The sequence below is a fragment of the Kitasatospora sp. NPDC002040 genome, from assembly GCF_040296785.1.
GTDB lineage: Bacteria > Actinomycetota > Actinomycetes > Streptomycetales > Streptomycetaceae > Kitasatospora.
This window is the reverse complement of sequence record NZ_JBEOXV010000007.1, coordinates 43,590-65,346: the sequence shown is the minus strand read 5'-3', so window position 1 is coordinate 65,346 and position 21,757 is coordinate 43,590. Positions and strand designations below refer to the sequence as shown.

Genomic DNA, 21,757 nt, shown 5'->3' with positions numbered 1-21,757 from the left:
CCCGGTGTCAGACCCGAAGCAAGCCACCCAGCAAGGAGGAAAGCCCGTGACGCTCCAGATCTCCCGGCGCGGGGTGCTCCGCGGCGCCACCGTGGTCGCGGCCGGGGCCGGCCTCGGTCCGCAGCTGCTCGCCGCTCCCGGGTACGCGGCCGCTCCGGAGCCGGGCCCGGCCGCGCCCGCCCGGGCCGGTGCGCCCTCGAAGAACGGCTGGCCGACCGAGCACTCGGCCGACAGCCGGGGCCACGTCTACACCCGGCCCGTGCCCGGCACGCCGGTGCAGGTCCAGGTGCGGATCGGCGAGGTGGAGACGGTGCTGGTGCACGTGGTCCGCCGGTTCCACTACGAGATCGACGCCCTGCGCGCGGGCGACGTGGTCGGCTGGCGACCGCCGGGCTCGGTCCGCCGCGAGCTGGCGGAGTCCAACCTGGCGTCCGGCACCGCGGTCCGGATCCGGCCCGGCTCCTACCCGGCCGGGGCGCGGGGCGGCTTCTACCCGCTCGAACTGCTGACGATCCGGGCCGTGCTGGCCGAGTGCGACGGCGTGGTCCGCTGGGGCGGCGACGACCGGGTGCCGGACGAGTCGCTGTTCCACCTCGACGTGGCCCCCGACTCCCCGCGCCTGGCCCGGCTGGTGGAGCAGCTCCGGGCCCGGGAGGCCGCCCCCGGCCAGGGCGCGGGCGTACTGGTCTGATCCTCCCCCGGACCCTCCCCCGAACACGACGGTGCCGGCCCTCGATGAGGGCCGGCACCGTCGGAGCGGGAAGGGGTCAACCCCGTCCGGAGGACTTCTGGGTCCGGCGGGAGACCGAGTCCAGCACCACCGCGGCGAGCAGCACCGCGCCGGTGATCATGTACTGGATCGACTGGTTGACGTGCACCAGGTCGAGGCCGGTGATGATCGACTGGATCACCAGGATGCCGAGCAGCGCCGACCAGGTCTTGCCCCGGCCGCCGAAGAGGCTGGTGCCGCCGATGACGGCCGCGGCGATCGAGTTCATCAGCACGTTGCCGGAGCCGAGCGCCTTGTCGGCGGAACCCTGCTGGCTCATGATGAACAGCCCGCCGAGGGCGGCCATGCCGGCCGAGATCATGAAGACCGAGATCCGCACCCAGGCCACGTTGATACCGGCCCGGCGGGCCGCCTCGATGCCACCGCCGACGGCGAAGATCTGCCGGCCGTAGGAGGTGCGGCGGAGCACGAAGTCGGTGATGACCACGATGCCGAGGAAGATCACCAGCGGCAGCGGCAGGCCCTGGCTCTGGTTCAGGGTGTACGCGGCGGCGACCGCGATCAGCGCGATCACGCCGGTGCGCAGGGCGATCTCGCTGACCGGGCGGGCCGACAGCCCGGCGGCGGTGCGGCGCTTGGCGTCCAGCAGCTGGCCGGCCAGGAAGAGGCCGACGCCGGCCAGGGCGAAGATCCAGGTGACCGCGATGTCGCCGTCGCCGACGAAGTAGTGGTCGAGGTCGGCGATCACGCCGTCGTTGAGCACGTTGGCGGTGCCCTTGTCGCCGAGCACGTACTGCTGGAGACCGCTCCAGGCGAGCAGGCCGGCCAGCGTGACCACGAAGGCCGGGACGCCGATCTTGGCGAAGAAGAAGCCGTGCAGGGCGCCGATGGCGACACCGGCGGCGAGCGCGATCAGGATCGACAGCCACTCGTTCACGCCCGAACGGGCCGACAGCACACCGGCGATGGCGGCCGACACACCGGCCACCGAGCCGAGCGAGAGGTCGATCTCGCCGAGCAGCAGGACGAACACGATGCCGACCGCGATCAGGCCGGGGCCCGCGATCCAGAGCGTGATGTTGGTGAGGTTGTCGGCGTTCAGGAAGTCGCCGGTCAGCCCCTGGAAGATGGCCGCGATCAGGATCAGGCCGAGCACGACCGGGACGGAGCCCAGGTCGCCGCTCTTCATCTTCTGCTTGAACTCGCCGAGGTAGCCGGCGAAGCCGCGCTCGCGGACCAGCAGGCGGGGGTCGATCGCGGGGGCCGGGGTCTCGGCCGTCTGGTTGGTGCTCACTTCGCTTCCTCCGCGATGCGTGCCTGACGCCGGGTCACGGCGTTCTCGGTGGCTCCGGTGATGGCGGAGATGATCTCTTCGTGGCTGGTGCCGGCCACCGGGAAGGACCCGTTGTTGCGGCCCAGGCGGAGCACCGCGACGGTGTCGGCCACGGCCCGCACGTCCGCCATGTTGTGGCTGATCAGGATGACGCCGAGGCCCCGCTCGCGGAGCCGCTCGACCAGGTCGAGGACCTGGGCGGTCTGCTCCACGCCGAGCGCGGCGGTCGGCTCGTCCAGGATGACGATCTTCGGGTCGCCGACCAGGGCACGGGCGATCGCGACCACCTGGCGCTGGCCGCCGGAGAGGGCGGCGATCGGGATCCGGACGCTGGGGATGCGGATCGACAGGGTGTCGAGCAGCTCCTTGGCCCGCTTCTCCATCGCGACCTCGTCGAGCGTGCCGAAGCGGCGCAGCTCGCGGCCGAGGAAGAGGTTGCCGACCACGTCGAGGTTGTCGCAGAGCGCGAGGTCCTGGTAGACCGTCGCCACCCCGAGGCCCTGCGCGTCCTGCGGACGGTTGATCCGGACCTCGCGGCCCTCCCACTCGATCGAACCCTCGTCGATCGGGTGGACGCCGGCGATGGTCTTCACCAGCGTCGACTTGCCGGCGCCGTTGTCGCCGACCAGGGCGACCACCTCTCCGGCGTGGACCTCCAAGTGGACATCGGTGAGCGCCTGAACGGCACCGAAGCGCTTGGAGACTCCGCGCAACGCCAGTACGGGTGCGCCTGTCACGTGAACCATCTCCTTCGATCCGTGCCGCCGATCCCTGACGAGGGCCGGCACGGCCTGCCGCGCGCCGACATCCCGGGCGCGAGGGGTAGTGCGAGAACGATGAGGGGCGCGGCGGTACGAAGCCACACCGCGCGGTGGGCCGGCGCTCCGTCAGGAGCGCCGGCCCGTACCGGACTTACTTCAGACCGGCCGCGGCGCAGGCGGCGGCGTAGTCGGCGGTGCAGATGTCGGCGGCCTTGTAGAGGCCGTCGGCGATCACGGTGTCCTGGATGTTCGCCTTGGTGACGACCTTCGGCGACAGCAGCTTGGCCGGGATGCCCTTGTCGGTCGGGCTGTCCACGGTGGACGAGGCGGTGCCCTTGACGTCCTTGCCCTGGAGCAGGTTGACCGCGAGCTCGGCGGCCGAGTCGGCCAGCGGCTTGTACGCCTTGTAGATGGTGTAGGCCTGGTCGCCCGCGACGATGCGCTGGATGGCGTCCACGCCCGCGTCCTGGCCGCCGACCGGGACGTTGATCCCGGCGGCCTTCAGCTGGGTGATGATGGCGGCGGCCATGCCGTCGTTGGCGGAGTAGACGGCCTGGAAGCCGTCCTTGCCCAGGCTGGTGATCGCGGTGCCGATCTTCTGGCCGGCCACGGTGGGCTTCCACTCACCGGAGGCCTCGTAGACGATCTTCTTGACCTTGCCGTCGAGGGCCTTCTTCGCGCCGGACTTGAAGTAGGCGGCGTTCGGGTCGGCCTCGTCACCGTTGATCATCACGACGTTGGCGTCGGCGGCCTTGGCACCCAGCGCGGTGACCAGCGCCTCGCCCTGGAGCTCGCCGACCTTCTCGTTGTCGAACGAGACGTAGGCGGAGACCGGGCCGGTGGCCAGACGGTCGTAGGCGACGACCTTGACACCCTTGGCAGCGGCCTCCTTGACCCAGGACTGGGTCGAGGTCGCGTCGAAGGCGTCCAGGATGATGACCTTCACGCCCTGGGCGATCAGGGTGTCGAACTGCTGCTTCTGCTTCGAGGCAGAGCCCTCGGCGTTGCTGTACTTGACGTTGCAGTCACCGCACAGCGCCTTGACCTTGGCCTCGATGAACGGCTTGTCGAAGGACTCGTACCGGGTGGACGAAGCGTTCTCGGGGAGCAGCAGGCCGATCGACTTGGTGTCACCGGACGCGGCGCTGTCCTTCTTGTCGTCACCGGCCTTGCCACAGGCGGCCATGGAGAGGGCCATCGTGACAGCGGCGGTACCGATGACTGCGCGACGCATCATTGCGTTCATGTGGGGGGTGCCTCCCTGACGGAGCCGCAGCGTTGCGGCGAGGTGAGGTGGAGTCAACCCGTGAGGCTCGCTTGTCGTCAATAAGTAAAACCAGCCGAACGCGGATCCGAACCTTTTCGTTATCTTCCTGAAGGCGAAGCCGAGACCAAACGGCCTCGGCTTCGCCATTTTCGAACGCTGGAGAGCGATTTCCGGTGTCAGGCGCCCACCGAGGCCTTCTGTCGGATTGCGCCCGATTCGCCCATCTCACTCATCACCAGGGCGAGCGCCCCGAGCACCTCGGCCCGGCCGCCCAGGGTGCCCGGCACCACCGAGAGCTGGCGGGCCGCGGACGGGATGGCGTACCGCGCCACCGAGTCCCGGATCGGGGAAAGCACCAGCTCACCGGCCTCGGCGAGGTCTCCGCCGAGGATCACCCGGCGCGGGTTGAGCAGGTTGCACAGGGTGGCCACCCCGCTGCCGATCTGGCGTCCGGCGTCCGCGATCACCCGGCGGCAGCCCAGGTCGCCCTGCTGGGCCAGCTGCACCACCTTGGTCAGGGTCAGCTCGCCCGGGTGGTTGGCGTTCAAGAGATTGAGCAGGTAGCGGGAGCCGACGAAGGTCTCCAGGCAGCCCCGGTTGCCGCAGCGGCAGACCGGCCCCGCCTCGTCCAGCGTGATGTGGCCGATCTCGCCCGCCGTGCCGCCGGGGCCGCGGTAGATCTGACCGTTGATCACCAGGCCGGAGCCGACGCCGCTGGCCACCTTGATGTAGGCCAGGTCGCTGAGCCCCCGGCCCGCGCCCCAGACCAGCTCGCCGAGCGCACCGAGGTTGGCGTCGTTGTCGACGTACACCTCCATGCCCAGGCGCTGGGAGAGCTCCCGGCCGGGCGTGATGCCGGTCCAGCCCGGCAGGATCGCGGTGGAGCCGAGCTCGCCGGTCTCCTGGTCGATCGGGCCCGGCACGCCGAGGCCGACGCCGATCACCTTCTCCGGCTTGAAGCCGGCCTGCGCCAGTAGCCGTGCGACCAGGGCCTCGGCGCGGTCGAAGCCCTGCTGGGCCGAGACGTCCACGTCGATCGGCTCGCTCTCCTCGGCCAGCACCCGGTGGGCCAGGTTGCCCACCGCCACCCGCAGGTGGGTGTGGCCGAAGTCGACCCCGACCACGATCCCGGCGTCCCCGCTGAGCGAGACCGACCGCGCCCGCCGCCCACCTGACGAAGTGTCGGCCACCACGACGGTGCCGCTCTCCTTCAGCTCCCGGACGATGTTGGACACCGTGGCCGCGGAGAGTCCGGTGGACCGGGCGATCTCCGCCTGGGTCAACGAGCCCGCCATCCGGACCGCGCGCAGCACCCGTTCGAGATTGGCCCGGTGCAGCGACGACTGCGATCCCGGTGTGTCCATCGACATGATTCACCCTTCCTGGGCACGGGTACTCGACCGTCCCCGTCCCAGCCGCGCCATTGCGGCGGTGCCCAAATGTTCACCTTCAACTTCTGAACTCTATGGTCCGCCTCCCGTCCGCGCCCGCGTCAAGAGCGAACCGGTGCTGAACGGAGATCGAACACGGATCGTTGCCGAAGCGTCCCCGGGACCGCCCCGCGTGCCCGGGATACTCCCGGGCGCACGGGAGCGCCCGCGTGGGAGGATGCCAGGCATCCATGCCTGACGAAGGAGTCCTGCGAGTGCCTGGCACCAACTTGACCCGTGAGGAGGCCCGCACCCGGGCCACGCTCCTGCACGTGGAGTCGTACGACATCGAGCTCGACCTGAGCTCGGCCCGGGACGGCGGGACCTTCCGTTCCACCACCGTGGTCCGGTTCTCGGCCACCACTCCGGGCGCCGCGAGCTTCATCGACCTGGTTGCACCGAGCGTGTCCGAGCTGGTGCTGAACGGCGTAACGCTGCCGCTCGACAGCTTCGCCGACAGCCGGATCGCACTGCCGGGCCTGGCCGCCGAGAACGAGCTGAAGGTGGTCGCCGACTGCGCGTACACCAACACCGGCGAGGGCCTGCACCGCTTCGTCGACCCGGTGGACGGCGAGACCTACCTCTACACCCAGTTCGAGGTGCCGGACGCCCGCCGGGTGTTCGCCTCGTTCGAGCAGCCCGACCTCAAGGCCGCCTTCACGTTCACCGTGACCGCCCCCACCGGCTGGGCCGTCATCTCCAACTCCCCCACCCCGGCCCCGGTCGGCGACGGGGACACCCAGGTGTGGCGGTTCGCGCCGACCGGCCGGATCTCGACCTACATCACCGCGCTGATCGCCGGCCCCTACGTCGGGGTCTTCGACGAGTACCGCAGCGGCGACCAGGTCGTCCCGCTCGGCGTCTACTGCCGCCCCTCGCTGCGCGAGTTCCTGGACGCCGACGCGATCTTCGCCGTCACCCGGCAGGGCTTCGACTTCTTCCAGGAGAAGTTCGACTGCGCCTACCCGTTCGAGAAGTACGACCAGCTCTTCGTCCCCGAGTTCAACGCCGGGGCGATGGAGAACGCGGGCGCGGTCACCTTCCGCGACCAGTACGTGTTCCGGTCCAAGGTGACCGACGCCGCGTACGAGTCGCGGGCCGCGACCATCCTGCACGAGCTGGCCCACATGTGGTTCGGCAACCTGGTCACCATGGAGTGGTGGAACGACCTCTGGCTGAACGAGTCGTTCGCCACCTACGCCGAGGCGGTCTGCCTGGCCGAGGCGCCCGGCTCGCAGTGGCCGGACTCCTGGACCTCCTTCGCCAACGACATGAAGACCTGGGCGTACCGGCAGGACCAGCTGCCGTCCACCCACCCGATCATGGCCGAGATCAACGATCTCGAGGACGTCATGGTCAACTTCGACGGCATCACCTACGCCAAGGGCGCCTCGGTGCTCAAGCAGCTGGTGGCGTACGTCGGCCAGGACGAGTTCTTCAAGGGCGTGCAGGCCTACTTCAAGGCGCACGCCTGGGGCAACACCCGGCTGAGCGACCTGCTCGGCGCGCTGGAGAAGACCAGCGGCCGCGACCTGAAGGCCTGGTCGAAGTCCTGGCTGGAGACGGCCGGCATCAACGTGCTGCGCCCCTCGGTCACGCTGGCCGAGGACGGCACCATCGCCGCCTTCTCGGTGCTCCAGGAGGCCCCGGCGCTGCCCGCCGGCGCCAAGGGCGAGTCCGTGCTCCGCCCGCACCGGATCGCGATCGGCTGCTACGACCTCCAGGACGGCCGGCTGGTCCGCACCGAGCGGATCGAGCTGGACGTGGACGGCGCCGAGACCCCGGTGCCGCAGCTGACCGGACGTCAGCGCCCCGCCGTGCTGCTGCTCAACGACGACGACCTGTCGTACGCCAAGGTCCGCCTGGACGAGGCCTCGCTGGCCGTGGTCACCGAGCACCTCGGCGCCTTCACCGCCTCGCTCCCCCGCGCGCTCTGCTGGTCCTCGTCCTGGGACATGGTCCGCGACGGCGAGCTGGCCACCCGCGACTACCTGGCGCTGGCCCTCTCCGGCCTGGCCCGGGAGAGCGAGATCGGCGTGGTCCAGTCGGTCCAGCGGCAGGTCAAGCTGGCGCTCGACGTGTACGCCGACCCGGCCTGGCGCGAGCAGGGCCTGCTGCGCTGGTCCACCGCCGCCGAGGAGCGGCTGCGCGCCGCCGCCCCCGGCAGCGACCACCAGCTGGCCTGGGCCCGCACGCTGGCCGGTGCCGCCCGGACGGAGGGTCAGCTCGCGCTGCTGGCCGGTCTGCTGGACGGCTCCCAGGTGATCGAGGGCCTGGCCGTCGACACCGAGCTGCGCTGGGTGCTGCTCTCCCGGCTGGTGGCCACCGGCCGCGCCGCCGAGAAGGCGATCGACGCCGAGCTGGAGCGGGACAGCACCGCGGCCGGCCAGGAGCACGCGGCGTCCTGCCGCGCGGCCCGGCCGACCGCCGAGGCGAAGGCCGCGGCCTGGGCCTCCGTGGTGGAGTCGGACGAGCTGACCAACTACGTCCAGGAGGCCGTGATCAGCGGCTTCGGCCAGCCCGACCAGCGGGAGCTGCTCGCCCCCTACACGGCGAAGTACTTCGCCGCGATCAAGGGGATCTACGAGACCCGCAGCCACGAGATCTCGCAGCAGATCGTCACCGGCCTCTACCCGGCCCGCCAGGTCGAGCAGGCCACCCTGGACGCCACCGACGCCTGGCTGGCCTCGGCCGAGCCGGCCCCGGCCCTGCGCCGGATGGTGGTCGAGGCCCGCGCGGCGGTCGAGCGCGCGCTCAAGGCCCAGGCCGCCGACCGTACCGCCGGTGCCCGGGAGCTCGGTCACTGACGGTCCGCCGGTAGGTGGGGAACGCACGAAGGACCGCCGTCCGGCTCGGAGCCGGACGGCGGTCCTTCGGGTGTCGGAGCGTCAGCTCTTCTTCTTGCCGAGCGAGGGCAGCATCACCAGGCCCGCGATGATCGCGAACAGCACCAGCGGCGCCGCCACGAACAGGGCCAGGGTGTCGACCGTGCTCAGGCCCTTGCCCGGGTCGTCACCGTCGTCGCGGGTGACCGCCTGGGCGGCGGGCGACGTCATCAGCATCATCAGCGTCGCCGCCGCGGAGACCGCGCCGGCTCGCAAAGCGTTCTTCTTGTCCACATCGCCCAAGGTAGCGGCCGCTTACCCCTCGCCGCTCCCCGGGGTCCGCCTTCCGAGCACGCTCCTCAGCCGTCCGGTCCCCTCCGCCTCGGCCAGCGCCTCCAGCGTGACCGGGCGTCCGCTCCGGTCCGCCACCGGCAGGCGCCAGTTCGGGTACTGGTCCCAGGTGCCGGGCAGGTTCTGCGGCCGGGGGTCGCCGACCGTGTCGGGCAGCCAGACCCCGACCAGTTCGGCCGGGGTGGCCAGCAGGAAGGCGTACAGCGCCTCGGCGGTCAGCTCCGCGCCCTCGGGCAGCAGGCCGGCCCGGGTCAGCTCGGCCCGCCAGTCGGCCAGTTCGGCGGTCGCCTCGGCCTGCTCCTCGTCCAGCGGGCGGGCCAGCAGCCCGAGCCGGTGGCGCAGCTCGACGTGCTCGCCGGAGAGCCGGGCGGCGGTGCTCGGCAGGTCGTGCGTGGTCAGGGTGGCCAGGCAGGCGGCCCGCCAGCGCTCCGGCGGCAGGATCTCGCCCTCGGACCGCCAGTCGCGCTCGAACCAGAGCACCGAGGTGCCGAGCACCCCACGCGCCGTCAACTCCTCCCGCACGCCGGGCTCCACCGTGCCCAGGTCCTCGCCGATCACGTACCCGCCCGCCCGGTGCGCCTCCAGCGCCAGCACCCCGAGCATCGCCTCCGCGTCGTAGCGGACGTACGCCCCCTGGGTCGGCGGGTGCCCGGCCGGTACCCACCAGAGCCGGAACAGGCCCATCACGTGGTCGATCCGCAGTGCCCCGGTGTGCCGCAGGGCCGCCCGCAGCAGCTCCGCGTACGGGGCGTACCCGGCGGCGGCCAGCGCGTCCGGGCGCCAGGGCGGCAGGCCCCAGTCCTGGCCGTGCGCGTTGAACGCGTCCGGCGGGGCGCCGACCGAGATGCCCTCCGCCAGCACCTCCTGGAGCACCCAGGCGTCCGCGCCGTCCGGGTGCGCGCCGACCGCCAGGTCGTGGATCAGGCCGACCGGCATCCCGGCCTCCTTCGCCGCCTGCTGGGCCGCGCCGAGCTGCTGGTCCGTCAGCCAGGCCAGCCAGCGGTGAAACTCCACCCGGTCGGCCAGGTCCTGCGACGCCTTGGTGACGTGCGGGCTGTCCGGGTGGCGCAGGCCCTTGGGCCAGTGCCGCCAGTTGTCGCCGTGCTGCTCGGCCAGCGCGGACCAGACCGCGTACTGCTCCAGCCACCGGCCCTCCCGCTCCACGTACGCCCGGTACGCCGCCTCCCGGCCGGGGCCGCGCGGCACCCGGTGCACGAGTTCCAGCGCCTCGAGTTTGAGTGCCCGGACCGCGTCCCGGTCGATCAGGCCGTCGTGCGCCAGCACCTCCTGGCTCAACCTGCGCCCGCGCTCCGGGAGTTCGCCCAGGTCCGCGTACGGGTACTCGGCCACCGCCTCGACCCGCAGGTGCACCGGGTCGGCGAAGCGGCGCGAGGACGGCCGGTACGGGGACGGGTCGGAGGGGGCGCCGGGCAGCGCCGCGTGCAGCGGGTTGATCTGCAGGAAGCCCGCGCCCAGCCCGTGCCCGGCCCACTGCGCCAGCTCGGCCAGGTCGCCGAGATCGCCCATGCCCCAGGAGCGCTCCGACAGCACCGAGTACAGCTGCGCCAGGAAGCCCCAGGAGCGCTGCCCGATCTCCGGCAGCCGCTGCGGGGCCACGATCAGCGGGACCGACTCGGTGCGCCCGCCCGTACGGGCCGTCAGCCGGTGGCGGCCGAGCGGGAGGTCGGCGGGGAGCCAGTGCGAGGGCTTGGTGGGCAGCGTCCAGGTGCCGCCGTCCTCCAGCTCGACGGCGAGCCTGACCCCGGCCGGCACGTCCAGCGCCGTCCGCCGGCCGGCCCGCACCACGATGCAGGGCGGGAGCAGCCGGGCCGCCTGCTCGGCCCGGTGCCGCTCCATCGCGTCCCGGATCGCCACCGGGGTGCCCGCGTCCACCCCGAGCACGGCCAGCACCGCCACCAGCGTGTGCGGCGCCACCGGCACCGGGCCCGAGCCCGGGTCGTACGTGCTGTCCACCCCGTGCGCGTGCGCCAGTGCCACCAACTCCGGTGAGGGCGGCGGATCCTCGGCTGGAGCCTGCGAACTGCCTGTTGCGGCACGGTCGAGGTATGCGGCCACTGCACGGCCTCCTGCACTCGGATGAAGCCCTACGGACCCCCAAGTCCTACCCCCGCCCACCCCGCCCGACCCCACCCGACACGCACAACGGCCGGGCCCGGTACGCCTGCTGGCGTACCGGGCCCGGCCGGGCCGGACCCGAGGGGCCTCCGCTCGGGAATCCGCAGGTCACCCCTTCGGCATCAGCTTTCGACTTCGCTCCCTCTCCCGCCTGCGGCGCGGCTCAGGGGCCGCTCGGATCAATTCGGGGCATAGCAGGCATTCCTCGCACAGCCGTTGACTTCGGAACGGCTTGCTGGTGGGCTGTGCGGCGGGGGCTTGGACTGGACGTTTTTCGGGTTGAGGAGGTCCTGTGCAGGCTCGGGTGTCGGTGGCCGCCGGTCGGCGGTTGAGGCAGCAGATCGAGCAGAGCGCAGCCCTCCGGGAGGTGCTCTGGCACCCCGCCGCGCTGGCCGCCCGCAGGGCCACCGCGCGGACGGCGCGGCAGTTGGCGCCGAAGACCGCGGACCGGCTGATCGCCGACCTCAAGGGGACCGAGCCGCTGCTCGCCTCCGTCCGGGCCGAGCGCCGCCGGGGCCCGCGCCGGGCGGCGCTGCAGCTGGCCGCGACGCTCTCGGCCGCTGCCGTGGTGGGCGGGCTGCTGGTGGGTGTGCCCGGTGTCGCGTACGCCGAGATCCCGGCCGGACGCCCGGTCAGTACGGCCGCCCGCACCCCGCTCGGCACCATGGCCGACCCGCAGGTCTACCCCCGCCCGCAGCAGCTGACCGCGGTCGGACGGCCCGTCAGCGTCCCGACCGCCGTCAGTCTGGTGAGCGCGGACCGGGCCGACGCCCCGGCCCTGGACGCGGTCCGGGAGCTGCTCGGCACCGCCGGGGCCACCGACGTCACCCCGCTGCCCGACCTGCCCGCCGAGCCCGCGCCCGGCAGCCTGACCGTCTACGTCGGCGGCCCGGAGGAGGCGGCCGGCGGCGCCGTCGACCGGGCGCTGCGCGGCCTGGCGGCGGCCTCGGGGCAGCCGCTCTCGTTCGACGGCCTGCCCGCCGGCGGCTACCTGCTGGCGGTCGGTCAGCTGCCGACCACCGGCGGTACGTACGGCGCGGTGGTGCTGGCCGGGGTCGACGCGGCCGGGACGTTCAACGCGGCGCAGAGCCTGCGTCAGCTGCTGGCGCCGGTCCAGCCCGGGCAGGGGCAGGGCACCGGGGCGCTCGGCTTCCCCGGGGTGGTGGTCCGGGACTGGCCCGCCGGAGCGGCCGTCCGGGGCATCGCCGAGTCGTTCCACGGCGCCCCCTGGAGCAGTGAGCAGCGGCTGGCCCAGCTGGACTTCCTGGGCCGGACCAAGCAGAACTTCTACCTCTACGCCCCCGGCGGCGACCCGTACCGGCTCTCCCGCTGGCGCGACGCCTACCCCGCCGCGCAGGCCGCCGAGCTGCGCGAACTGACCGAGCGGGCCCGGCAGAACCACGTCGTGCCCGGCTACTCGATCGACCCGGGCCAGTCGTTCTGCTACAGCTCCGCCAAGGACCTGGACGCACTGCTGACCAAGCTGGACGGGCTGCGCAGGCTGGGCTTCGAGGCGTTCCAGCTGGAGTTCCTGGACGTCAGCTACGACGAGTGGCACTGCTCCACCGACCGCCGCAGCTTCGGCACCGGCCCCGAGGCCGCCGCCAAGGCGCAGGCCGCCCTGGTCGGCAAGGTCAGGGAGCGGCTGACCAAGGGGAAGCTCCCGCTCACGGTGGTCCCGACGGACTATCAGAAGGCCGCCGCCTCCCCCTACCGGACGGCGCTGGCCGCCGGGCTGCCGAAGGACGTCCGGATCGCCTGGAGCGGCGGTTCGGTGATCCCGGCGAAGATCACGGGCAGTCAGGTCGCCGAGGCGGCGAAGGCGGCCGGGCACCCGCTGGTCACCCTGGACAGCTACCCCGTCAACGACTCCGCGCCCGACCGGCTCTACCTCGGCGCCTACCAGGGCCGCGACCCGGAGCTGGCCACCGGTTCGGCCGCGCTGGTGACCGCCGCGATGGCGCAGCCGGTGCTCTCCCGGGTCCCGCTGGCCACCGCCGCCGACTTCGCCTGGAACCCGGCCGGCTACCGGCCCGCCGACTCCTGGCGGGCCGCGCTGCGGCCGCTGGCCGGCACGGACGCGGGCCTGGCCGCCGTCACCGCACTGGCGGGCAACAGCTCCTCCTCCCCGCTGGCCCGGGCCGAGTCCGGCTACCTGACCCCGCTCGCCGAGCGGTTCTGGGCCGCCCTGGAGCCGACCGGCGGCAGCACCCCCGACCCGGCCCGGCTGACCGAGGCGGCCGCCCCGCTCCGGGACGCCTTCGCCACCATGGCCGCCGCCCCGCAGTCGCTCGCCACCGAACCGCTGGCCGCCGAGGCCGATCCCTGGCTCACCCAGCTCTCCGGCTACGGCCGGGCCGGGCTGGCGGCGGTCGACATGCTGCTGGCCCAGCGCGGTGGCGACGGCACCGCGGCCTGGCAGCACCGGGTCACCCTGCGCAGCGCCCGCGAGCAGCTGGCGCAGGGCAGCGCGGTGGTCGGCGCCGGCGTGCTCGACCCGTTCCTGGACCGGGCCGCCCGGGCCGCCGACAGCTGGTCCGGCGTCAGCGCCGGCGCGGTGGGCGCCACCACCACGCTGGGCACCGCGCACGACCACCGGCCCGCGCTGATGACGGACGACTCGGCCAGCACCTTCTACTGGACCTCGGCCCCGCCGCAGGTCGGCGACGCGATCGGGCTCGACCTCGGCTCCGGCCGCCCGCTGGGCACCGTCACGGTACTGATGGGCAGTTGGGGCGACGGCCCGGACGCGCGCAGCGCCGCGACCGACTTCCTGCGCGAGGGCGTACTGGAGTACACCACCGGCGAGGGCGGCTGGAAGGAGCTGGCCCGGGTCAAGGGCCGGCCGGACATCACCGCGACCGCACCGGCCGGGGTGGTCGCCAAGGCCGTCCGGCTGCGCGCCACCAGCGCCCAGAAGACCGCCGTCGCGGTCCGCGAGTTCAGCATCGCCGCCCCGGGCGAGACCCCGGCCACCGTGACCGGCGGTCCGGTCGCCGAGCCCGGCTCCTCGGCCGCCGCCGTCCTGGACGGCAACCCCGACACCGCGTACCGGGCCGCCCGCGCACCGGGCAGCAACGACGCCCCGCTGACGGTCGAACTCGGTGCGCCCCGGCCGCTGGACCGGGTCACCGTGCTGACCGACCCGACCGTCCGGGCCAACGCCACCGTCGAGGTCCAGCTGGCCGACGGCAGCTGGACCGCGGTCGGCGCCGTCCGGCCCGGCTGGAACGAGCTGCCCGCCCAGGGCCGCCCGGTCGGCGCGATCCGGCTCAGGTGGGCCCCCGGCGGCGAACCGCCGGTGGTGAACCAGATCATCCCCTGGTACGCCGACACCCCCGCCGCCCGGCTCGGCCTGACCTCCCCCGTGCTGGACGTGATCGCGGGCGCCGCCGTCCCGGCGCAGACCAAGGCCGTGGTCGAGTCCGGCCGCCCGGACGTGGTCACCGGTGAGCTGAAGGCCGAGGTCCCGGTGGTGGCCAAGGGCCTGACGGTCGCTCCGGTGCCCGCGCTGGCGGTGCCGCGCGGCGGCCGGATCGGTGCCCCGCTGCTGGTCACGGCGGCGGCCGGGACGCCCACCGGGACGTACCAGGTGCCGGTCGCCTTCACGGCGGGCGGGCTGACGGTCCGCCAGACCCTCCAGGTGCGGGTGGTCCCGCCGACCGGCGGGCCCGACCTGGCGCCCGACGCGGCGGCCTCCTCCTCCGGGGACGACTCGGCGAAGACGCCCGCCGACGCGGTGAACGACGGCGACCCCAAGACCCGCTGGACCGCCCCCGCCAAGGACGACGCCTGGATCCAGCTCCGCCTCCCCGCCCCCGTCCGGCTCGGCTCCGCCGTCCTTGCCTGGCAGCCCGCCTACGCCTCGTCCTACCGGATCGAGACCTCCCCCGACGGCTTGCACTGGACCACCGCCGCCACCGTCGAGGACGGCCGGGGCGGCACCGAGACGCTCCGCTTCGACGCCCCCGACACCCAGTACGTACGGGTCCAGGGCGTCACCCGGGCCACGCCGTACGGCTACTCCCTCACCGGCATCGAGCTCTACGGCGTCACGGGCTAGCCAGGTCGCGAAACGCGGCGGGCCGCCGGCGCTCCCCCGGAGGGGGTGGCGGCGGCGGCCCATGAGGCGTACCGAGGATTGGCTGGCAGGCCCTGTCTGTCAGGCGGAGAGCGGTTCGGGCTCGCCGCGGTGGGACCGTCCGTGCGGGGCCGGGAAGGCCGCGCCGTGGTCGGTATGGTCGTAGTGCTCGTACTCGCGGAACTGTTCGGTCGCGCCGTACGGCTCCAGGTAGGGCCGCCAGCGCGGGTCCTTGATGCCGGTGCCGATGATCCGCCAGGCGAGGCCGCTGGGCGGGGCGGGCGGACGCTTCATCCGCCAGCCGAGGTCGGCGAGGTGGCGGTCGGCCTTGGTGTGGTTGCAGCGGCGGCAGGCCGCCACCACGTTGTCCCACCGGTGCTGGCCGCCCCTGCTGCGCGGGATGACGTGGTCGACGCTGGTTGCGGCGGCCCCGCAGTAGACGCAGCGGCCCTGGTCGCGGGCGAACAGGGCGCGGCGGGTGAGCGGGACGGGCCCGCAGAAGGGGACCCGGACGAACCGGGTCAGTCGGACGACGGACGGCGCCGAGACGGCGCTGGTGGCGCTGTGCAGAGTGATTCCGGAATCCTCCAGGCTGACCGCCTTGTGGTTGAGGACCAGGATGAGAGCGCGGCGCATCGAGACGACACCGAGTGGTTCGTACGACGCGTTGAGGACCAGGACATGCGGCACGGAGGCCTCCTTGGACGCCTGCGGCGCGTGGCTCGCGCCGGGACGAGCGGGTGACCGCGTGGGGTGTGGACCCGACACGATCTCCACCAGTGTCGCCTCACGCCGTTGCGGGGCGCCACCAATCCAGCGAAACGGAGCCGATGTGGGTTCCGTCATATCCGATATGCCCAGCGGGTGGCCGCCCTGCACCGTTCACCCCTGGTAACCGGCCCCTTCGGCCCGTTCCGGGCGTCTGACGGGCCGTCCGTCCGGGTGGTGCCCGGCGGCTAGGCTGGCAGTTCGTCCTGATCAGTGGCCCGCAGACGGCCGGTGGTCCCCAGCAGGAAGGACTCCGCTCGTGTTCAGCTCCGGCGCTTTCGGCCTCCTCGCCGACGCCTCCCCCGCCCCTTCGTCCTCGCCGTCCGACGATCCGCTGTCCAGACTGCCGACCTCGCCGTCCGAGGCCGCCGAGGCGACCCGGCAGGCCGCGGGCTGGCTGAGCAGCAGTTGGCAGGGCTGGCTGGAGAACGGTCTGCGGATCCTGCTGATCGTGGTGCTCGCGCTGGTGCTGCGGGCGGTGCTGCAGAAGCTGATCAGCAAGTTCATAGCCCGGATGGTCCGGCCCTCGGAGAGCGAGGCCGAGCTCGGCCGGCTCGGCGGGCTGCTGGCCAACAGCGGGGTGGTGAACACCGAGCGGCGGCAGCAGCGGTCGGCGGCGATCGGTTCGGTGCTGCGCAGCGTCACCTCGTTCACCATCCTGGGGACCGCCGCGCTGATGGTGCTCTCCGCACTCGGGGTGAACCTGGCGCCGCTGCTGGCCAGTGCCGGGGTGGCCGGGGTGGCGATCGGTTTCGGCGCGCGGAACCTGGTGACGGACTTCCTGTCCGGGGTCTTCATGATCATGGAGGACCAGTACGGCGTCGGCGACGAGATCGACACCGGCGTGGCGACCGGCACGGTGCTGGAGGTCGGCCTGCGGGTGACCAAGCTGCGCGGGGCCAACGGCGAGATCTGGTACATCCGCAACGGCGAGGTGAAGCGGATCGCCAACATGAGCCAGGGCTGGGCGACCGCCTCGGTGGACGTCCAGGTCGGCTACAAGGAGGACCTGGTCCGGATCGAGGAGCTGATCAAGGAGACCGCCGAGCAGCTGGCCAAGGAGACCCCGTACGACGAGTTGATCTGGGGTCAGGTCAAGGTGCTCGGGATCGAGTCGGTGGCCTTCGACTCGGTGGTGCTGCGGGTCGAGGCGAGGACCTCCCCCGGCCGGGCCCTGCTGGTCTCACGGGCGCTGCGGCAGCGGCTGAAGGCCGCCTTCGACGAGGCGGGCGTGAAGTTGAAGGAGGACGCGCCGGCCGCCGTCACGGTGGGAGCGCTGGTCGAGCCCGGCGGCACCGCGCCCTCGGCGCTGGCCGATCCGGGCTCCGCCGCCTCGCAGATCGCCAAGCCGATCCCGGCCCAGCCCGGCGAGTAGCCGTACCCCGCGAAGCCCCGTCCCGCCGGAGAACGCCGACCGGGACGGGGCTTCGCGTTGCCCGCACGTAACGCTTCGGCAACCTCGGGTGGGGGTCCCATTGACACTCCCGCACCCTGCGCCATACCGTCCTTCTCAGCGATTGGAAAGTTTCCTAACTATTCACGGAGCACCACCCCGACCAGCACGGCCGGGTGGTGAGAGGGGAGGATCTGGGCTGTGACCGACAACACCCGCACCCCCATCGCCGGTACTCCCAGCCTGCTCCGGGCGATCAACGACCGGGCCGCGCTGGAGCTGCTGCTGGCCCACGGCCCGCTCTCCCGGACCCAGATCGGCAGCCTGACCGGCCTGTCCAAGCCCACCGCCTCCCAGCTGCTCGGACGGCTGGAGAGCGCCGGGCTGGTCCTGCCGGTCGGCACCACGGCCGGCGGCCCCGGGCCGAACGCGCAGCTGTACCAGGTCAACCCGGCCGCCGGGTACGTGGCCGGGCTGGACGTGACCACCACGCACGTCCGGACGGCCGTCGCCGACATCACCGGCAGCACGCTCGCCGAGGCACTCACCCCCACCAAGGGCTGGCCGGCCGCCGAGACGGTGCACCGCACCGCCGAGGCGCTGGCCGCGACCGTGCGGGAGGCCGGGCTGGCCGCGGGCGACCTGCAGGGGATCGTGGTCGGGGTGCCCGGTGCGCTCGACCCGGCCAGCGGCAAGCTGCGGTACGCCTCGCACCTGCCCGGCTGGCACTCGCCCAAGCTGCTGGCCGAGCTGGAGACCGCCCTCGGCGCCCCGGTGACGATCGAGAACGACGTGAACCTGGCCGCGGTGGCCGAGCAGGCCTTCGGCGCGGCCCAGGGCTGCGAGGACTTCGTCCTGCTCTGGGCCGAGGAGGGCCTCGGCGCGGCGATCGTACTGGCCGGCCGGCTGCACCGCGGCTACACCGGCGGCGCGGGCGAGGTCGGCTACATGCCGGTGCCCGGCGCCCCCGTGGTGCACAACGTCCGGCGCAAGAACTCCGGCGGCTTCCAGGAGCTGGCCGGTGCCGAGGCGGTGCTGCTGCTGGCCCGGCAGCACGGCCTCGGCGGCAGCACCGCCGAGGCGGCCGTCGCCCTGGCGCTGGAGACCCCCGGCGCGGGCGACGAGTTCCTCGACCAGCTGGCCGAGCGGCTCGCCGTCGGCCTGGCCTCGATCGTCGCGGTGGTCGACCCCGAGCTGGTGGTGCTCTCCGGCGGCACCGCCACCGCCGGGGGCGACCGGCTGCGCGCCCTGATCCAGGACGCGCTGGCGCGGATCTCGATCCCCCGGCCCGAGGTCCGCAGCAGTACCGTCCCCGGCTCCCCCGTCCTGCACGGCGCTCTGCAGCGCGCCCTCGCCTCGGCCCGTGAGTCGGTGTTCTCCACCCACTGACCCCCGGCCGCCGACATGACCCACCGTCACCCCGTAGCCCGTCCACCGCCCGTGCGCTTCCGCCTGCCCCAAAGTCCCAGGAGGACCCACCGATGCACTCCGCCCGCAGATCGTCCCGCCTGCTCGCCGCCGTCACCGGCACCGCCGTTCTGGCCCTGCTCGCCACCGCCTGCACCGGCACCAACTCCGAAGGCGGCCAGGACGACTCGGCCGCCGGCAAGGACGTGAACATCACGTTCTGGCACGGCTGGAGCCAGGAGAGCGAGACCAAGGCGATCGAGGACAACGTGGCCGCCTTCCAGAAGGCGCACCCCAACATCCACGTCAAGATCGTCTCGAACATCGAGGACGACAAGAGCGAGCAGGCACTGCGGGCCGGCGGCTCGGACGCGCCGGACGTGGTCTCCTCGTTCACCACCGACAACGTCGGCAAGTTCTGTTCGGCCAAGGTCTGGGCCGACCTGAACCCGTTCCTGAAGAAGGACGGGATCGACCCGGCCAAGACCTTCCCCGGCGCGATGCTCAAGTACACCCAGTTCCAGGGCAACCAGTGCGCGCTGCCGCTGCTCAGCGACGCGTACGGCCTGTACTACAACAAGGCCGCCTTCGCGGCGGCGGGGATCACCGCCCCGCCGAAGACCTTCAGCGAGTTCGAGGCGGCGGCCGCCAAGCTGACCATCGCCGAGGGCGACGGGTTCAAGCAGCTCGGCTTCATGCCGAACTACCACGGCTACGAGAGCAGCATCGCCCACCTGCTCGGCCAGTACGGCCCGAGCTACTTCGACGGCGACGGCAAGTCCACCATCGCCGCCGACCCCAAGGTCGCCGCGCTGATGGAGTGGCAGAAGGGCCTGGTCGGCAAGCTCGGCGGGTTCGACAAGCTGGAGAAGTACCGGACCACCTTCGGCGACGAGTTCAGCGCCAAGAACCCGTTCCACACCGGCCAGGTGGCGATGTCGATCGACGGCGAGTGGCGCACCGCCTCGCTGGCCGAGGACAAGCCGGACTTCGAGTGGGCCACCGCGCCGTTCCCGGTGCCGGACGACCAGGCCACCACCTACGGCCGGGGCTACCAGACCGGCACCATCATCGGGATCGCCCGCGGCAGCCAGAAGCAGACCGCCGCCTGGGAGCTGGTCAAGTACCTGACCACCGACACCGACGCCGTGGTGAGCTTCGCCAACACGATCCACAACGTGCCCAGCACCTTCGCCGCGCTCGACTCGCCGAAGCTGACGGCCGACCCGAACTTCCGGACCTTCATCGACATCGCCAAGAACCCGAACTCCGGCACCACCCCCGCCAGCATCAACGGCGGCGCCTACCAGGTGAGCCTGCAGAACCTCGGCTTCGACTACGAGTCCGGCAAGCAGACCGACCTCAAGGCCGGGCTCGCCGCCACGGCCAAGGAGATCGACACGGCCGTCAACCAGGCCAAGTGACGCTGCCATGGCACTTGTTGGTATTCCGATCCCGGCGGCGCTGAAGCGCAAGCGCCGCCGGGAGGCGCTCCGTACGGTCGCCTTCCTGTCCCCCTGGCTGATCGGCTTCACGGTCTTCTTCGCCTACCCGCTGATCTCCACGGTCTACTTCTCCTTCATGAAGTACGACGGCTTCAGCGCGACCTTCCGGGGTCTGCAGAACTGGAGCTACGTCCTCAACGACTACCCGTCGTTCTGGCAGGGCCTGGGCAACACCCTGTGGCTGGTGGTCGTGATGGTGACCCTGCGGGTCGCCTTCGGCCTCGGCATCGGGCTGCTGATCACCAAGGTGAAGACCGGCGCGGGCCTGTTCCGGACCCTGTTCTACCTGCCCTACCTGGCTCCGCCGGTGGCCGCCACGATCGCCTTCGCCTTCCTGCTCAACCCCGGTACGGGCCCGGTCAACGCCCTGCTCGGCGACCTCGGGCTGCCGACCCCCGGCTGGTTCACCGACCCCGCGTGGTCCAAGCCCGCGCTCACCATGCTGGCGATGTGGGGCATCGGCGACCTGATGGTGATCTTCATGGCCGCCCTGCTGGACGTCCCCCGGGAGCAGTACGAGGCGGCCGAGCTGGACGGGGCCGGCCCCTGGCAGAAGTTCCGCTTCGTCACCTTCCCGAACATCTCGCCGATCGTGCTGTTCGCGGTCGTCACCGGCGTGATCCAGACCATGCAGTACTACACCCAGGCGATCGTGGCCGGACGGGTCGCCAGCGGCGTGATCGGCGGCTCTGGCCAGCAGTTCGAGCCCGGCTACCCCAACGGCTCGACCTGGACCCTCCCGCAGATGGTCCAGAACCTCGCCTTCCAGCGCTCCGACTACGGCTCCGCCTGCGTGGTCGCGCTGATCCTGTTCGTGATCTCGATGGCCTTCACGTCGCTGCTGCTGCGCCGGAAGTCGGGCCTGCTGGCGAGTGAGGACTGACCATGACCGCAACCATCCCCCTCCCGCTCACCCGCCGCAGCGCCGCCGTCAGGGTGGCCCGGCGCCGGGCCGCGCTGCACTGGGTCGCCGTCCACTCGCTCGCCCTGGCGGCCGGGCTGTTCTTCGTGCTGCCGTTCGTCTTCGTCTTCCTCACCTCGGTGATGACCGACCGTCAGGCGATCACCTCCGAGCTGTGGCCGCACAGCTGGCAGTGGGGCAACTTCGTCGAGGTCTGGCGCACCCCGGGCTTCCTCGGCTGGTGGCGCAACACCCTGATCTACGCGGGCCTGGGCACGGTGCTGACCATCGTCTCCAGCGTCCCGGTCGCCTACGCGCTGGCCAGGTTCCGCTTCCGGGGCCGCAACCTGGCCATGATGGCGGTCATCTCGATGATGATGCTGCCGCCCCAGGTGATCATCATCCCGATGTACCTGTTCTGGGCCAAGCAGCTCCACCTGGGCGGCACGCTCTGGCCGTTGATCATCCCGATGGCCTTCGGCGACGCGTTCTCGATCTTCCTGCTCCGGCAGTTCCTGCTGACCATCCCGAAGGAGTACGTCGAGGCCGCCCGGATCGACGGCTGCGGCGAGCTGCGCACCCTGCTCAGGGTGGTGCTGCCGATGGCCAAGCCGGCCATCGCGGCGGTCGCGCTGTTCCAGTTCTTCTACTGCTGGAACGACTACTTCGGCCCGCAGATCTACGCCAGCAACAACCAGGACGCCTGGACGCTCAGCTACGGGCTGGCCACCTTCAAGGCCGCGCACCACACCAACTGGAACCTCACCATGGCGGCCACGCTGCTGGTGATGGCCCCGGTGATCGTTCTGTTCTTCTTCGCACAAAAGGCCTTCATCGAAGGCGTGACACTGACAGGGGTCAAGGGCTGA

At 72.3% G+C, this 21,757-nt stretch carries 15 protein-coding genes; 8 read left to right on the top strand and 7 right to left on the bottom strand.

The genetic code is table 11. The annotated features are described in order from the left end of the window. The first annotated feature begins 46 nt into the window (after positions 1–46). On the top strand, positions 47–691 hold the full coding sequence (locus tag ABT118_RS18525) for a twin-arginine translocation signal domain-containing protein (RefSeq protein ID WP_350669821.1): 645 nt from the start codon (positions 47–49) through the stop codon (positions 689–691). A gap of 76 nt (positions 692–767) precedes the next feature. On the opposite strand, the gene ABT118_RS18520 is transcribed toward ABT118_RS18525, so the two are convergent. The 4 genes from ABT118_RS18520 to ABT118_RS18505 form a co-directional block, all read right to left on the bottom strand. Then, positions 768–2,024: a sugar ABC transporter permease gene (locus ABT118_RS18520; protein ID WP_350669820.1), complete on the bottom strand. Its 1,257-nt coding sequence runs from the start codon at positions 2,022–2,024 to the stop codon at positions 768–770. Continuing rightward, on the bottom strand, positions 2,021–2,809 hold the full coding sequence (locus tag ABT118_RS18515) for an ATP-binding cassette domain-containing protein (RefSeq protein WP_350669819.1): 789 nt from the start codon (positions 2,807–2,809) through the stop codon (positions 2,021–2,023). Before ABT118_RS18515 ends, ABT118_RS18520 begins: the two co-directional genes overlap by 4 nt. 166 nt (positions 2,810–2,975) lie before the next feature. After that, the gene (locus ABT118_RS18510; RefSeq protein WP_350669818.1) at positions 2,976–4,070 is read right to left on the bottom strand and encodes a sugar ABC transporter substrate-binding protein; all 1,095 of its coding nucleotides are present in this window, start codon (positions 4,068–4,070) and stop codon (positions 2,976–2,978) included. A 197-nt stretch (positions 4,071–4,267) separates the two neighbouring features. Next, positions 4,268–5,455 carry an ROK family transcriptional regulator gene (locus ABT118_RS18505; protein WP_350669985.1) on the bottom strand — a complete coding sequence of 396 codons (1,188 nt, stop codon included), beginning with the start codon at positions 5,453–5,455 and terminating at the stop codon, positions 4,268–4,270. A 281-nt stretch (positions 5,456–5,736) separates the two neighbouring features. On the opposite strand from ABT118_RS18505, the gene pepN reads away from it, so the two are divergent. Beyond that, positions 5,737–8,328, top strand: a complete 2,592-nt coding sequence (gene pepN, locus ABT118_RS18500; RefSeq protein WP_350669817.1) for an aminopeptidase N — start codon at positions 5,737–5,739, stop codon at positions 8,326–8,328. Positions 8,329–8,409: 81 nt separating this feature from the next. Here the strand turns inward: pepN and ABT118_RS18495 are convergent, their stop codons facing one another. Beyond that, entirely contained in the window at positions 8,410–8,640 is a 231-nt protein-coding gene (locus ABT118_RS18495; protein ID WP_350669816.1) for a hypothetical protein, read from the bottom strand. A 21-nt stretch (positions 8,641–8,661) separates the two neighbouring features. Next, positions 8,662–10,695, bottom strand: a complete 2,034-nt coding sequence (gene malQ, locus ABT118_RS18490; RefSeq protein ID WP_350669815.1) for a 4-alpha-glucanotransferase — start codon at positions 10,693–10,695, stop codon at positions 8,662–8,664. 430 nt (positions 10,696–11,125) lie between these two features. Here malQ and ABT118_RS18485 point away from each other — a divergent pair, with 430 nt between their 5' ends. Continuing rightward, entirely contained in the window at positions 11,126–14,896 is a 3,771-nt protein-coding gene (locus ABT118_RS18485; RefSeq protein WP_350669814.1) for a beta-N-acetylglucosaminidase domain-containing protein, read from the top strand. 99 nt (positions 14,897–14,995) lie between these two features. Here the strand turns inward: ABT118_RS18485 and ABT118_RS18480 are convergent, their stop codons facing one another. Then, positions 14,996–15,604, bottom strand: coding sequence for an HNH endonuclease (locus ABT118_RS18480; RefSeq protein ID WP_350669813.1), 609 nt, complete (start codon positions 15,602–15,604; stop codon positions 14,996–14,998). Positions 15,605–15,941: 337 nt separating this feature from the next. On the opposite strand from ABT118_RS18480, the gene ABT118_RS18475 reads away from it, so the two are divergent. The 5 genes from ABT118_RS18475 to ABT118_RS18455 all read left to right on the top strand — a co-directional run bounded on the left by ABT118_RS18475 (position 15,942) and on the right by ABT118_RS18455 (position 21,757). Then, on the top strand, positions 15,942–17,057 hold the full coding sequence (locus ABT118_RS18475; protein ID WP_350669812.1) for a mechanosensitive ion channel family protein: 1,116 nt from the start codon (positions 15,942–15,944) through the stop codon (positions 17,055–17,057). A gap of 243 nt (positions 17,058–17,300) precedes the next feature. Beyond that, a complete protein-coding gene (locus tag ABT118_RS18470; protein WP_350669984.1) occupies positions 17,301–18,464 on the top strand; it encodes an ROK family transcriptional regulator in 1,164 nt (387 codons plus the stop codon). Positions 18,465–18,556: 92 nt separating this feature from the next. Beyond that, positions 18,557–19,906 (top strand): ABC transporter substrate-binding protein, encoded by a 1,350-nt coding sequence (locus ABT118_RS18465; protein WP_350669811.1) that lies wholly within the window; start codon positions 18,557–18,559, stop codon positions 19,904–19,906. A gap of 7 nt (positions 19,907–19,913) precedes the next feature. Continuing rightward, complete coding sequence (locus ABT118_RS18460) at positions 19,914–20,870, top strand: carbohydrate ABC transporter permease (RefSeq protein ID WP_350669810.1); 957 nt, start codon at positions 19,914–19,916, stop codon at positions 20,868–20,870. Positions 20,871–20,872: 2 nt separating this feature from the next. Continuing rightward, the gene (locus ABT118_RS18455; protein WP_350669809.1) at positions 20,873–21,757 is read left to right on the top strand and encodes a carbohydrate ABC transporter permease; all 885 of its coding nucleotides are present in this window, start codon (positions 20,873–20,875) and stop codon (positions 21,755–21,757) included.

Excerpts from the sequence above, each read along its gene's own strand:
- ABT118_RS18460 (WP_350669810.1), top strand. The coding sequence starts at position 19,914 with ATGGCACTTGTTGGTATTCCGATCCCGGCGGCGCTGAAGCGCAAGCGC.
- ABT118_RS18505 (WP_350669985.1), bottom strand. The coding sequence starts at position 5,455 with ATGGACACACCGGGATCGCAGTCGTCGCTGCACCGGGCCAATCTCGAA.
- ABT118_RS18455 (WP_350669809.1), top strand. The coding sequence starts at position 20,873 with ATGACCGCAACCATCCCCCTCCCGCTCACCCGCCGCAGCGCCGCCGTC.
- ABT118_RS18510 (WP_350669818.1), bottom strand. The coding sequence starts at position 4,070 with ATGAACGCAATGATGCGTCGCGCAGTCATCGGTACCGCCGCTGTCACG.
- ABT118_RS18465 (WP_350669811.1), top strand. The coding sequence starts at position 18,557 with ATGCACTCCGCCCGCAGATCGTCCCGCCTGCTCGCCGCCGTCACCGGC.
- ABT118_RS18515 (WP_350669819.1), bottom strand. The coding sequence starts at position 2,809 with ATGGTTCACGTGACAGGCGCACCCGTACTGGCGTTGCGCGGAGTCTCC.